Annotated in this window: 14 protein-coding genes; 3 read left to right on the top strand and 11 right to left on the bottom strand. The window is 70.3% G+C overall.

Annotated features, from left to right (window positions below; all coding sequences use genetic code 11):
• Nucleotides 1-13 precede the first annotated feature (13 nt).
• From HUN08_RS04055 to HUN08_RS04040, 4 genes are all read right to left on the bottom strand, one after another.
• A complete protein-coding gene (locus HUN08_RS04055) occupies nt 14-691 on the bottom strand; it encodes an SIMPL domain-containing protein (RefSeq protein ID WP_165353459.1) in 678 nt (225 codons plus the stop codon).
• The gene (locus tag HUN08_RS04050) at nt 688-1,344 is read right to left on the bottom strand and encodes a GNAT family N-acetyltransferase (RefSeq protein WP_124248726.1); all 657 of its coding nucleotides are present in this window, start codon (nt 1,342-1,344) and stop codon (nt 688-690) included. Before HUN08_RS04050 ends, HUN08_RS04055 begins: the two co-directional genes overlap by 4 nt.
• Nucleotides 1,345-1,396: 52 nt before the next feature.
• On the bottom strand, nt 1,397-2,701 hold the full coding sequence (gene glp, locus HUN08_RS04045) for a gephyrin-like molybdotransferase Glp (protein WP_124248727.1): 1,305 nt from the start codon (nt 2,699-2,701) through the stop codon (nt 1,397-1,399).
• Between the two features lie 122 nt (nt 2,702-2,823).
• A complete protein-coding gene (locus HUN08_RS04040; protein ID WP_124248728.1) occupies nt 2,824-3,756 on the bottom strand; it encodes a UTP--glucose-1-phosphate uridylyltransferase in 933 nt (310 codons plus the stop codon).
• An 18-nt stretch (nt 3,757-3,774) separates the two neighbouring features.
• Here HUN08_RS04040 and HUN08_RS04035 point away from each other — a divergent pair, with 18 nt between their 5' ends.
• Nucleotides 3,775-4,350 (top strand): 5-formyltetrahydrofolate cyclo-ligase, encoded by a 576-nt coding sequence (locus tag HUN08_RS04035; protein ID WP_124248729.1) that lies wholly within the window; start codon nt 3,775-3,777, stop codon nt 4,348-4,350.
• A 39-nt stretch (nt 4,351-4,389) separates the two neighbouring features.
• Here HUN08_RS04035 and HUN08_RS04030 read toward each other — a convergent pair whose 3' ends face one another.
• Nucleotides 4,390-4,713, bottom strand: a complete 324-nt coding sequence (locus tag HUN08_RS04030) for an FmdB family zinc ribbon protein (protein WP_174900870.1) — start codon at nt 4,711-4,713, stop codon at nt 4,390-4,392.
• 183 nt (nt 4,714-4,896) lie between these two features.
• On the opposite strand from HUN08_RS04030, the gene HUN08_RS04025 reads away from it, so the two are divergent.
• Together HUN08_RS04025 and mscL are read left to right on the top strand one after the other, a co-directional pair.
• On the top strand, nt 4,897-5,565 hold the full coding sequence (locus tag HUN08_RS04025; protein ID WP_174900869.1) for an SAF domain-containing protein: 669 nt from the start codon (nt 4,897-4,899) through the stop codon (nt 5,563-5,565).
• 141 nt (nt 5,566-5,706) lie between these two features.
• Nucleotides 5,707-6,441 (top strand): large conductance mechanosensitive channel protein MscL, encoded by a 735-nt coding sequence (gene mscL, locus HUN08_RS04020; RefSeq protein ID WP_124248771.1) that lies wholly within the window; start codon nt 5,707-5,709, stop codon nt 6,439-6,441.
• 70 nt (nt 6,442-6,511) lie between these two features.
• Here the strand turns inward: mscL and HUN08_RS04015 are convergent, their stop codons facing one another.
• The 6 genes from HUN08_RS04015 to HUN08_RS03990 form a co-directional block, all read right to left on the bottom strand.
• The gene (locus HUN08_RS04015; protein ID WP_124248732.1) at nt 6,512-8,362 is read right to left on the bottom strand and encodes an ABC transporter ATP-binding protein; all 1,851 of its coding nucleotides are present in this window, start codon (nt 8,360-8,362) and stop codon (nt 6,512-6,514) included.
• 167 nt (nt 8,363-8,529) lie between these two features.
• Nucleotides 8,530-9,189, bottom strand: a complete 660-nt coding sequence (locus HUN08_RS04010) for an MspA family porin (protein WP_124248772.1) — start codon at nt 9,187-9,189, stop codon at nt 8,530-8,532.
• Nucleotides 9,190-9,217: 28 nt separating this feature from the next.
• Nucleotides 9,218-9,898, bottom strand: coding sequence for an MspA family porin (locus HUN08_RS04005; protein WP_301546880.1), 681 nt, complete (start codon nt 9,896-9,898; stop codon nt 9,218-9,220).
• Nucleotides 9,899-10,029: 131 nt separating this feature from the next.
• Entirely contained in the window at nt 10,030-10,200 is a 171-nt protein-coding gene (locus HUN08_RS04000; RefSeq protein WP_165353460.1) for a hypothetical protein, read from the bottom strand.
• Nucleotides 10,201-10,213: 13 nt separating this feature from the next.
• Entirely contained in the window at nt 10,214-10,774 is a 561-nt protein-coding gene (locus HUN08_RS03995; RefSeq protein WP_124248733.1) for a molybdenum cofactor biosynthesis protein B, read from the bottom strand.
• A gap of 41 nt (nt 10,775-10,815) precedes the next feature.
• Nucleotides 10,816-12,309 (bottom strand): trypsin-like peptidase domain-containing protein, encoded by a 1,494-nt coding sequence (locus tag HUN08_RS03990; protein ID WP_301546879.1) that lies wholly within the window; start codon nt 12,307-12,309, stop codon nt 10,816-10,818.
• Nucleotides 12,310-12,317: the final 8 nt, after the last annotated feature.

Genomic DNA, 12,317 nt, shown 5'->3' with positions numbered 1-12,317 from the left:
GAGACGCCGATTCCTACTCCCCGACGGTGAACCGGGCGTCGACCGAGACGGCGATGACCACGTCGTCGGGTCGCAACTCCAGCGTCGGCCCGGAATCGGGCGGGGCCGCCATCGCACGGGCATACATCGCCCCGGCCGGAGCGACCGGACCGCCGCCGTCGCCACCGGAGCCGAGCATCGAGGGATCGGCGAGCGCGACCGCCGTCACCGACCCGCGACCGACCGCGTCGGCGTAGGCCTGCGCCTTGGCGACGGCGTCGCGCACCGCGTCGCGGCGGACCTTCGCCTCGTACCGGGGCCGGTTCTCGTCGAGGACGTCCCACACGATCCGGCTGACGGTCAAGCCGTCACGACCGGCCCACTCGACGAGGAAGGCGGCCAGCGCCTCGAAGTCGAGGAACTCGGCGGTCATGGCGATCCGCGTCGTGTAGACGACCTCGGTCGATTCCTTCCCGTCGATCCACGGGCGATGACCGAAGACGTGGATGTCGTTGGCGTGCCAGGCATTCAGCGCATTCGTCTCGTCCAGGCGGGTGAGCTCGGCGACGACCTCGCTCTGCAATTCCAAAGCCTTCGCGTGCGCTTCCTCGCTCGTCGACTCGGTGAACTCGGCCGAGAGGATCGCCGTCCCCTGCTCCGGCCGGTACTGCCGTTCGGCCCGCCCGCGGACGGTGATCTCCAGCCCGCTCACCGGAACTGCGCCCGTCCGGACTGGACCAGGGTGTCCACCGCGCTGCTCATGATCTCCTCCGTCGTCAAAGCGAACAGGTCGTGGTCGCGCCAGCGGCCGTTGACATCCATGTACCGCATCAGCACGCCCTCGTGCCGGAACCCCACCTTGGTCAACACGGCCCGCGACGCCCCGTTGGCCGGTTGCACGGTCGCCTCCAACCGGTGCAGTCCGACCGGTCCGAAGGCATGGTCGACGCCGAGCGCCACCGCCGCCGTCGCGATGCCCATGCCGGTCCACTCCTGGTCCACCCAGTAGCCGATCCAGGCGCTGCGCACCGCCCCGCGCTGCAGGTTGCCGATGGTCAGCTGGCCGATGTAGCGACCGTCGACCTCGATCACGAAGGGCAGGACCACCCCGCGCTTGGCCTCGCTGCGCAGGATCGAATACATCGGCGCCCAGTTGCTGCGCTGGTGGCGCGCAACCCAATTCCCGTCGCCGGTGGGCTCCCAGGGGATCAGCAGATCCCGATTCCGGATGCGCAGCCGACTCCAGTCCCCGGCGTCGCGCATCTTGACCGGCCGCAGGGTAACCGCGCCGGCGGCGACGCGCAGCGGTCCGACGCGCGCCGGCCATCCCGGATGCGCTCGCGATGCCGAACCCCAGCTGAACACAGCGACAACTTTAGTGCGCGGATGCCCGCCGGAAGGGTGGACTCGCTGGGGTCTATCCGCGCTGCGCGAGGAACATGACCTCGACGTCGTCACCCGGGTCGAGTTTGGCGGCCTCCGCGGGCACGACGACGAGGCAGTTCGCCTCGGCCAGTTCCGCGAGCAGATGCGACGAGCCGGTCGGCGAGGAGCCGATGACCTGGACCATGTAGGCCCCGGTGCGCTCTTCGCGCATGAGTTGGCCGCGCAGATATCCGGTGCGGCCCTCCACCGAGGCGATGGGCCCGATGGTGCGGGCGGCGATGATGCGGCGCAGCGGTTCGCGCTTGCCCAACGCGATCCGAATCAGCGGGCGGACCATCACCTCGAAGGTCACCAGCGCCGAGACCGGGTTGGCGGGCAGCAGGAAGGTGGGCACCTCGTCGCGCCCGAGGCGGCCGAATCCCTGCACCGACCCGGGATGCATGGCGACGCGCGCGATCTCCAGGTCGCCGAGTTCGCCGAGGGCGGCCGCGATGCCCTTCGACGCGGAGCCGCCGACGGCACCGCAGATCACCACGATCTCGGAGCGGATGAGCTGGGCCTCCACGATCTCGCGCAGCCGACCGGCGTCGCGCTCGGCGATGCCCACCCGGTTGACGTCGGCACCGGCGTCGCGGGCGGCGGCGGCGAGGGCGTAGCTGTTGACGTCGTAGACCTGGCCCTGACCGGGCACCCGATCGATGTCGACGAGTTCGGATCCGACGGCGATCACCGACAACCGCGGCCGCGGATGCACGAGCACGCGGGCGCGCCCGACGGCGGCCAGCAGTCCGACCTGGGCGGGACCGATGATCTCGCCCGCCCGCACCGCGACGTCGCCGGGCTGGACGTCGTCGCCGACCCGGCGGACGTAGGCGCCGCTGTCCACCCCGTGGGCGACGCGGACTTTCTGCTGTGCGCCGTCGGTCCAGCGCAACGGGACCACCGAGTCGGCGAGCGTCGGCATGGGCGCACCGGTCTCGACGCGCACCGCCTGACGGGGTTGCAGTCGGATCGGCGTGCGCGAGCCGGGTTCCACGTCGCCGACGACGGGCAGGAAGACCGCGATCGGCTCCCCCTCGACGAGGGTGTCGAGATCGGCCTCGCCGGCGTCGAACTCGTCGTCGGCGGCCGGGGCCACCACACCGGCGAGTGCCACGTCGACGGCGCGCACGGCGTAACCGTCCACGGCGGCCTGGTCGAAGCCGGGCAACGGGCGCTCGGTCAGCACCTCCTCGGCACACATCAATCCCTGCGCCTCGGAAATGGCTATCTTCACCGGGCGCGGGACAACCGCGGATGCGGTGATCCGTGCCAAGTGTTCATCGACCGAACGCATCTCGCCTCCCCCTGCTCATGTCAAACCTGGACATTAGTCCGACTCTAACGCCGCCGCTCGGGGGGCCAACGACGCCACGCCGGAAACGACAACGGCGTAACCAGGCCCACAACCAGGTGTTCTCAGCTGTTTTCCAGGCGTTCGACGAGCCACGCGCGCAGCTCCGGCCCGTAGTCGTCGCGGTCGAGGGCGAAGTCGACGGCGGCCTTCAAATAGCCGCCGGGGTTGCCCAGATCATGCCGGGTACCCCGGTGGACGACGACGTGGACGGGCTCCCCGTCGGCGATGAGCAGCGCGATGGCGTCGGTGATCTGGAGCTCGCCACCCGCACCCGGGTTGATCCGGCGCAGCGCGTCGAAAATCTTCCGGTCCAGGATGTAGCGCCCGGCGGCGGCGAAGTTCGACGGCGCGTCGTCGGGCTGCGGCTTCTCCACCATCCCGCACACCCGCAGCACGTCGGGGTTGGCAGCGTCGGGCACCGGCTCGACGTCGAAGATGCCGTAGGCCGACAGCTGGTCGTCGGGGACCTCGATGGCGCAGAGCACGGACCCGCCGCGGCGGCGCCGCACGCGGGCCATCGTCTCGAGTACGCCGCCGGGCAACACCAGGTCGTCGGGCAGGAGGACGGCGATGGCGTCCTCGTCGTCGGCGAGGTACTCCTCCACGCATCCGATGGCGTGGCCCAGGCCCAGCGGCTTCTCCTGCACCACCGAGGCCACCTCGAGGAGGTTGGGGGCCTTGCGGACCTTGGCGAGCATCGCGGCCTTGCCACGCTTGGCCAGGGTGTTCTCCAGCACGAGGTCTTCGACGAAATGCGCGACGACCCCGTCTTTGCCCGGCGAGGTGACGATCAGCAGGCGCTCGGCACCGGCGGATTTGGCTTCTTCGGCGACCAATTCGATGCCGGGGGTGTCGACGACGGGGAGCAGTTCCTTCGGCACAGTCTTCGTCGCCGGCAGGAAACGCGTCCCGAGTCCGGCGGCCGGCACGACGGCGGTCCGCGGGATCGGGGGTGCGGTCGGCAGGGCCGCGGTGTCCGGTTCGGGGGCACTCATGGATCTACACTCTATTCGGTGACCAAGAAGTCGGTTCGGGCGCGCTTGCGCGCGGGCCGTGGGGCCATGTCGGTCTTCGACGTCGAGGGGGCCGCGGCGAACCTGGCCGAATGGATGTACCGCCTCCCGATCCAGCTGGACGAGGGGGCGACCGTCGCCTGCTACCTGCCGCTGGACGCCGAGCCGGGTTCCGATGCCATGCTCGACGCCCTGACCGATCAGGGCTACCGCGTGCTCGTGCCCGTCGTCCCCGAGGGTCCGCCGCAGCCGCTGCACTGGGCCGTCTACGACACGAGTGGGCCGTTGGTGACCGGTCGGTGGGGGATCTCCGCGCCGGCGTCGCCGGCACTGGGCCCCGAGGCGCTGCGCGAGGCGAAGGCCGTTTTCGTGCCGGCGCTCGCGGTGGCGCGCGACGGGGCGCGGTTGGGTCGGGGCGGTGGCTACTACGACCGGAGTCTGCCGGGGAGCACCGCGGTGCTGATCGCCGTCGTCTACGACGCCGAATTGGTCGACGAACTACCGGTGGAGCCCACCGACATCCCGATGACCTGGGCGTTGACCCCGCAAGCGGGCTTCACCCGGCTGGACGGCTGACCCGACGGGACCGGCAGGCCCGCTGCTCTCGCGGGAGGGTCAGGAAGCCGCGGAGGTCGACGAGCTGGTCGAGGAACTGCTCGACGAGGAGTCGCCGGTGGATTTCGACGAGGAGCTGGAACCGGAGTCGCTCGACGAGCCGCTGTCGCTCGAGGAGCCGGAGCCGTTTCCGGCCGAGACCGAGCCGGAGCGCGAATCGGTTCGGTAGAAGCCACTGCCCTTGAAGACGATGCCGACGCTGTTGAACAGCTTGCGCAGCTTGCCCCCGCACTGCGGGCACTGCGTCAGCGCATCGTCGGAGAACGACTGCACGATGTCGAACTTGTTGTCGCACTCCGTACAGGCATAGGAGTAAGTGGGCACGGTGGAACCTCCACGGAATCGTCGTGAACCTGTCAATTCTAACCGACGCTGGCACTCGTTCATTCCGAGTGCCAACGAGGCGGGATCGGCCGGCTTTCCACAGTTCCGCGCCGTCCACAGGCCAGGCACCAGTCGGGCCGCCGCCGGACCCGCCGAGCCGCGGTGTCGCATTAGCTTGTGGACATGTTCTCCGGGCTCCGCGGTCACCCCCTCTCCGCACGCTGGCGCGACCGGCTGCGGTGGGCGCTGCGGCCGGGATGGGCGCGATCGATGGTGGTGCGGCGGAGTTGCGCGGCGTTGTTGGTCCTCGCCGCGGTCATCTCCTTCGCCGCCGACCGGCGCCAGGCGCCCGGGACCGCGGTGGTCGCCGCAGCCCGCGACCTGCGTCCGGGGATGCCGCTGCGCCCCGACGACGTGCTCCTCGTGCGGATCCGGCCCGCGCTGCTCCCCGACGGTGCGCTGCGGCTGACCGCCGATGTGCGCGGCCGTACCGTCACCGGCGCGGTGCGACGGGGTGAAATCGTCACCGACACCCGACTGCTCGGCCCCCGCCTCCCCCGTCGGCTCACCGGTGACCCGGGCGCCCGATTGGTGCCGGTCCATCTCGCCGACGCAGGCACCGCCGCCCTGCTCGAATCCGGCGACGTCGTCGACGTGCTGACCAAGGGCGGTACGGCCGAGCCGCCCGCGGTCGTCGCGACCAACGCCGTGGTCGCGCTGGCGGCGGGCACCGCCGCGAATCGGCGTGGCGGTGAATCCGCGGCCCCGGTACTGCTGGCGATGAGCGCCGCGGCCGCGCACCGGGTCGCCGCCGCGAGCCTGACGACCGCGCTGACCGTCGTGATCCATTGATCGCTTGATTCTGAAATGTCTCAAAATGCCAACGAAACAACGTCATCTGTTACGTGAGTTACTCTTGTGTCTCGCCGAGCCTCAAGTTCTGGTTTACGATTCCAGGCGAATTGCACGCCGAAAACTAAGGAAGTGTTCACCGTGCTCAAAGGCTTCAAAGAATTCATCTTGCGGGGGAACGTCGTCGAATTGGCCACCGCGGTCATCATCGGCGCTGCCTTCACCGCAATCGTCACCGCGTTCACCGACAAGGTCATCCAACCGCTGATCAACGCGATCCCGGGCGGGACCAACCCCGACGCCATCAAGGGCCTCGGGTTCTGCGTCGGCGAATGCCACTTGGCCAAGGGTTCCACCGACACGACCAAGGCACTCAACTACATCGACCTCACCGCGGTCATCACCGCCGCGATCAATTTCCTGATCGTGGCCGCCGTCGTGTACTTCATCATCGTCCTGCCCTACAACAAGCTGTCGGCGATGATGGTCGGCAGCAAGGCCGAGGACACCGAGATCAGCCTGCTCACCGAGATCCGCAACCTGATGGACCCCGAGGCCGCCAAGAAGGCCGAGGCGGAACCGGAGCCCGCGACCATGGCCTACTCGAACCGCGAGATCCCGCCGCCGCCCATCGGCGTCGGCCCCGGCCCCGGTGCCATCCCGCCGGCCGGCGAACCGATGATCCGCCCGGCAGGCGGATACCCCACCGGCTCGCAGCCGCCGGTCGGCGGTGGCTACCCCACCGGCTCCCAGCCGCCGGTCGGCTACAACCCGCCGCCGCAGTCGTACCCGACGAACGCGCCCGGCGGCTACCCGGGCGAGACCAACTACCCGGGCGACTACCCGCCCGATCACCCCGGCCGCCACTCGCGCTAGCCGCATCAGCAACAGGCCCGCCCCACCGGTCATCCGGTGGGGCGGGCCTTTTCGTCGGGTCTGACCGACCTCACGCCGGGCCGGGTGCACCCAACTCGACGGTGCGCGGCGCCTGGGCGGCCAACTCCTCGTCGTGCGTGATGAGGATGGTCGTGCGCGAGCGCGCCAGGCGCAGCATCGGCTCCATCACGCGGTCGGTGGTGGCCTGGTCGAGGCCGGTGGTGGGCTCGTCGAGGATCAGGACCGGGGTATCGCGCAGGAAGGCGCGGGCGAGCGCGATCCGCTGGCGCTGGCCGCCGGACAGGTTGGCTCCCGAATCGAGCAGTTCGGTGTCGTATCCGTCGGGCAGCCCGGTGATGAATTCGTGGGCGTCGGCGGCCCGTGCGGCCTCGACGATCTGGTCGCGGGTCGCATCGGGACAGGAGAACCGGATGTTGTCGGCGACGGTGCCCCGGTAGACGGCGATCCGCTGCGGCAGCAACGTGATGTGGTTGCGCACCTCGGTCGGCGACTCGGCCGCCAAGTCCATGCCGTCGATCAGGACGCACCCGGAATCGGGGTCGTAGAACCGCAGCAGCAGGTTCGTCACGGTCGTCTTGCCCGATCCGCTCGGCCCGACGAGGGAGACGAATTCGCCTGCTCCGATGTCGAGGGAGAAATCGGCGAACACCGGCTGGCGCGAATCCGGATAGGTGAAGTCGACGTGGTCGAAAGCCACGGGCACCCCGCCCTTGGTCCGCACCGGCAGCGGCACCGCGACCGGGAGCGGCGAATTCGGGTCGGTGTCGATGTCGTCGTCGGCGATGGCGACCGGCTCGTCGAGGACCTGCGCCACGCGCTCCGCGCTGGCGGTCGCCGTCGTGATGGACACCGCCAACCCGCTCAGCGACTGGATCTGCGGGTACAGCTGGCCCAGGTAGCCGGTCAGGGCGATCAAGGACCCCAGGGTGGTCTGACCGGAGGAGATCATCCAGGCGCCCAGGACGAGCACGCCCAGCATGACGAACAGCTCGACGAGGCCGACGGCCTGGCCGTACAGTTCGCCCGCCTTCAACTCGGTGATCCGGGCGCGCATCCACGACTGCGACTGCGCGCGGACGCGGCGACGGTCGGCCGGCCCCTGGTTGTCGGCCTGGATCGCGAGCGAGTTGTCGATCCCCTCGGCAACCATCGCGCTGATCACGCCGTTGGCGACCCGCTCGCGGCGCGACACCCCCTTGAGGACGCGGCCGAACCAGCGCGCCACCAACCCCAGGATCGGGGCGAGGGCGAAGGCGATGAGCGCCAGTTTCCACTCCGTGTAGAGCGCCGCGGCCGCGTAGGCGATCACCGACATGATGGCGAGGCTGGCCGCGACGATGGCCGACGAGACGAGGTGCTCGGTGGCCTCCACGTCGCCGCTGTGCCGGGCGATCAGGTCGCCGGACGGGTATTGGCGGCGCACATGCGGCGCCAGCTGCTGGGTGTGCTCGTAGAGATCGTCGCGGACCCGGGTGACCATCCGTTCGGCGACGATGCCGGTGGTGACCTCGCCGTAGTACGAGCAGATGGCGCCGATGATGGTCACCGTCACCCACTGGATCATCGGGGTGGGCAGTGCCGCCATGTCGCCCTTGACCAGCACCTGATCGACGATCTTGGCGAACAGCGCGATGGTGACGACGTTGGCGAGCAGGTCGACGACCTGCAGGATGATGCCCAGGACGAGTCGTCCGTACAGGCCGTGCATGTAGGGGCGGAACCGGCGCATCGCGGCCAGCACGTGCAGCGGCGACGCCGGCGGGGCGAGCATCGCGTCGTCCATCGGCGCGACGCCGCCGCGCTCGAGTGCTTCGTCGACGATGGCCTCGGGCAGCGGTTCGGTGGGGTCTGCGGGCTCACCGGCCTTCGTCGGGAAAAACCTCAAGCGGGAGCTGGCCATGTAGTCCTCGGCGTTCGGGGGCGGGGTGGGCTCGGCCGGGCGCGCCGCCGCGCGAGCAGGGCAACGCCGACGGCGACCGTTGTCTCCACCGTAGGCGGCCGGGTCAGAGCACCGAAAGGTCCCCCAGTGACCCGGGTGACAACCCACAGCGGGTTGCCAGACTCAGACTAGCCCAGCGTGAACGGCTTGCCCCACAGGACGATCTGGCTGCGCACGGTCGCGGTCTCCACCTCGACGGTGAACCGCGCACGCGCCTGTGCGAACCCGCCGCAGCCGTTCAGCCGGAAGCTCTCGTCGCTGAACGCGACGCCGCCGCGGTTGCCGCGGAAGGTGAAGCGGTTGACGTTGTAGCTGGTGTCGCTGGGGTTGGTGCCCTGGGTCCGCTGGATGATCGGCACCCAGCCCGCCTGGCCGGGGCCGAGGTGCAGCGTGGTGCCGATGGTCTGCGCGTAGTTGCCGTAGCCGTCGTTACCGGTGTTGTTCCCGTTGCTCGCACCGGTCACCGAGACCTGGCAGCCGACGACGTATCCGCCGTAGATCGTCGCACCCTGGGCCTCACCGGCGATCTCGGCGACGATCTTGCCGGACAACCAGACTTCGCGCGACGTCTGGATGTTGGCGACGTTGCCCTGGTGGTAGCGCACGTACTCGTCGTAGAGACGCGCCTTGACCTTGGTGCCGTCGACGAGCTTCTTGCTGATGCGGCCGCCGGGCAGATGTCCGGCCTGGGCGGCGGGAAGGGCGACGGTCGTCGCGGTGGCGGCGGCCACGGCCACGGCGGTGGCCGCACCGAGACGCCGCAGAGTGGCTGGGCGGAGCCGAGTCATCACGTGGTGGTCCTTTGATCCGGTCCGCTCAGCCGAGGCTGAAGGGCTTGCCGTAGAGGGTGGTCTGGATGGCGCCGCCGCTGCCGCCGATCGTGCCGTTGGCGGCGTTGTACTGATCGGCCGCGAGGACCTTGACGAACGAACGGGCCTGGGCGTAGCCGGCGCAGCCCTGCACGCTCAACTCGACGCCGGAGAGCTGGATGCTCACGACCTTCTTGTAGAAGTTCTTGTCCAGCACGTAGACGGCCTGGATCTGACCGGGGGCCACCGGCAGCGAGAGGGTGCCGCCGACGGTCGGCAGGATGCTGGTGGGGCTGGTCAGTGGCGCATACAGGCCGCCCGAGATGCCCACGTCGAGTCCGCCGACGTTGACCTGGCAGCCGACGAGGTAGCCGACCTGGACGTTGCCGCCGCCGCGGTTGATCCGCGCGGTGTAGATCCCGGAGATGCGCGTCGAGCGGCCGAAGCTGTTGTTGGCCTGGCTCTGCTGCTGGAAGGCGTACTCGCCGGAGCGCTTGAGGGTGACGACCTGGCCGTCGATGCCGGTCGTGCGCTTGTGGCCGCCGGGCAGTTTCTCGGCCGACGCCCCGCCGGCCGTGACCGACAACGCGACGGCGGCCGCGGTGACGACCGCGGCGCCCGAAGCCAGCCGACGACGAACGGCAGGTGAAGCCATGCGGCGGCCCACGGCGGTGTGTACCGCATTCATGCGATCCCCTTTTGGTACAGAAAGCAGAAAACTCGTCAGTACGGTACCACCGGAGTGCGATGAATCACGATTTCGGTACACGTTCGCAAACTGTATTGGTCAGGCCGGGTCGACGGACCGCGGTGGCGGCCTCAGCCGTGATGCGGCGGCCGGTTGCGTTCGTACCACTCGCGGCCGCGGCCGGATCCCTCCCCGTCGCCCCGCTCGTCGCCGGTGGTGTCGGGCAGGTCGTCGCCGAAGACCGCGTCGAGGCGTTGCCGTCGCCGCCATCGTTGTTCGTCGGACTGCGCTTTCTCCGCCACCGCGCCGAACCGCCTAGAACTCGGTGATGTCGGCGATCACGTGGTGCGCGAGCATCGTGATCGTCGCCATCCCGTCGCGCACCGCGGCCCGCGAATCGGCGAGGTTGACCACGAGGGTCTGCCCGGAGATACCGGCCAACCCGCGGGAGAGTCCCGCGTCGGTCGCACCGGCGGCCAGCCCGGAGGAGCGGACCGCCTCCTCGATGCCGGGCAGGCGGCGGTCGAGCAGCGGCTCGGTGGCCTCGGGCGCCACGTCGCGGGCGCGGACCCCGACCCCGCCGACGGAGATGACGACGTCGACTCCGCCGATGACGGCCGTGTTGAGCGCGTTGCGGATCTCCACCTCGTCACCGGACACGACGACGGTGGCGTCCACGTGGAAGCCGGCCTCCTCGAGCAACTCGCCGACCAGGGCGCCCAGTCCGCCGGAGTCGACGTGGTCGTCAGCTACGACGACCACCAGCGCCCGCGCGGTCATCGCGTCGTCCGGGCCCGCTGCCGCGGATAGCTCGCGCGCGGCGGCGTCGGCCACCGAGTCGTCGCGGACGGTCTCTTCGAAAATCGATCCGGTCATCACCACTCCTGTCGGATTGCGGGTCGGTTGGCGGACGGCACTCAGTTGGCCGGGAGCGTCTTGAGCGTGACCTTCGTCGTGGTCGTCTTGCCGCCGGCGACGTATTCGACCTCGACGACGTCACCCGGCGCGAAGGACCGGACCGCGGCCACCAGATCCTCCGAGCCCGTGATCGGACGGCCGCCCAAACGGGTGATCACCGCCCCCTTCGGGATGCCGGCGTCGGCGGCCGCGCCGCCGGGTACCACCGTCGCCACGCGGGCGCCCGAGGTGTCCTGGTCCATCGGTACCGGCATGGCGGTGACGCCGAGGCTCGGATGCTCGGCCTTGCCGTCCTTGATGAGCTGGTTGGCGATACGCATCGCCTGGTCGATCGGGATCGCGAAGCCGAGGCCGATGCTGCCGGTGGCGCGCTGCTGCCCGTTGGCGTCCTGACCGCCGAGGGTCGCGATCGCGGTGTTGACCCCGATGAGGGCGCCGCGGGCGTTGACCAGCGCGCCGCCGGAGTTGCCCGGGTTGATCGCCGCATCGGTCTGGATGGCGTCGATCACCGAGTCGATCTGCTTGCCGACGCGCTGCGTCGAGACCGGCCGGTTGAGCGCCGAGATGATGCCGGTGGTGACCGTGCCGGCGAGGCCGAGCGGCGAGCCGATCGCGATCACGTCCTGGCCCACCGCGAGGTTCTTCGACGTGCCGACGTTGATCGGCTGCAGGCCGGGGTGGTTCTTCACCTTGATCACCGCGATGTCCGAGATCGAGTCGGCGCCGCGCAGGTCGGCCTGCGCGCGCGAGCCGTCGTGGAAGATGACGGTGATCGTCGGCCGCGTGGCCGACCGGGTGCTCCCGCCCCCGACGACATGGTTGTTGGTCATGATGGTGCCGTCGGCGTCGAGTACGACACCGGAGCCCTCCATCTCCTCGTTGCCCGACCGCACCGCGATGGACACCACCGAGGGCAGCGTCTTGGCCGCGACCGCCTGGACGCTGCCGGCGGGGGCCGGGGGCGCCTGCGGCGACCCGTTGTCGCCACCGTGGAGGTCGCCGCCGATGGCCGGGGGTGAATCCGCCCGGTCGACGTGCGCGCCGACGACGCCGCCGATACCGCCGGAGGCCAGCGCGAGCACCACGGCACCGCTGGCGATCGCGACCTTGCGACCGGAACCGCTGCGCTGGGAGGCATCGGTCGGCACGACAGGCAGCTGCCCGGTGTGCGGGCCCGCGTAGTTCGGCTGGCCGGCGGCGGAGGCACCGGCGGGATAGCCCGACGGGAAGGCGCTCGGGTACGGCGACTGGGTCGGCGCGGTGGCCTGCGGTTCTGTTCCCGCCGCCGCCCCCGGGGTGGTCGGGAAGGCGGTGGTGTACTGCTCGGTGCGCGGTGCCTGCGGAACTGCCGGGATACCCTCGGCCGGCGCCTGCGCGCCGTAGCCGGCGGGCGTGGCGGAGGTGCTCGACTGCCACGGTGCCGGCTGACCGGCGGCGCTGCCCGTGCCCGACGTGTCAGGCGTCGGGTTGTCGCTGGAGGGTGGTTGGCTCACGTGGCTGC

The organism is Gordonia sp. X0973, from assembly GCF_013348785.1.
Taxonomy (GTDB): Bacteria; Actinomycetota; Actinomycetes; order Mycobacteriales; family Mycobacteriaceae; genus Gordonia.
The sequence above is the reverse complement of the archived record's forward strand: the minus strand, read 5'-3'. Positions and strand labels throughout refer to the sequence as shown.

Excerpts from the sequence above, each read along its gene's own strand:
- HUN08_RS03995 (WP_124248733.1), bottom strand. The coding sequence starts at position 10,774 with ATGACCGGATCGATTTTCGAAGAGACCGTCCGCGACGACTCGGTGGCC.
- HUN08_RS04025 (WP_174900869.1), top strand. The coding sequence starts at position 4,897 with ATGTTCTCCGGGCTCCGCGGTCACCCCCTCTCCGCACGCTGGCGCGAC.
- HUN08_RS04010 (WP_124248772.1), bottom strand. The coding sequence starts at position 9,189 with ATGACTCGGCTCCGCCCAGCCACTCTGCGGCGTCTCGGTGCGGCCACC.
- HUN08_RS04005 (WP_301546880.1), bottom strand. The coding sequence starts at position 9,898 with ATGAATGCGGTACACACCGCCGTGGGCCGCCGCATGGCTTCACCTGCC.
- glp (WP_124248727.1), bottom strand. The coding sequence starts at position 2,701 with ATGCGTTCGGTCGATGAACACTTGGCACGGATCACCGCATCCGCGGTT.
- HUN08_RS04040 (WP_124248728.1), bottom strand. The coding sequence starts at position 3,756 with ATGAGTGCCCCCGAACCGGACACCGCGGCCCTGCCGACCGCACCCCCG.
- HUN08_RS04015 (WP_124248732.1), bottom strand. The coding sequence starts at position 8,362 with ATGGCCAGCTCCCGCTTGAGGTTTTTCCCGACGAAGGCCGGTGAGCCC.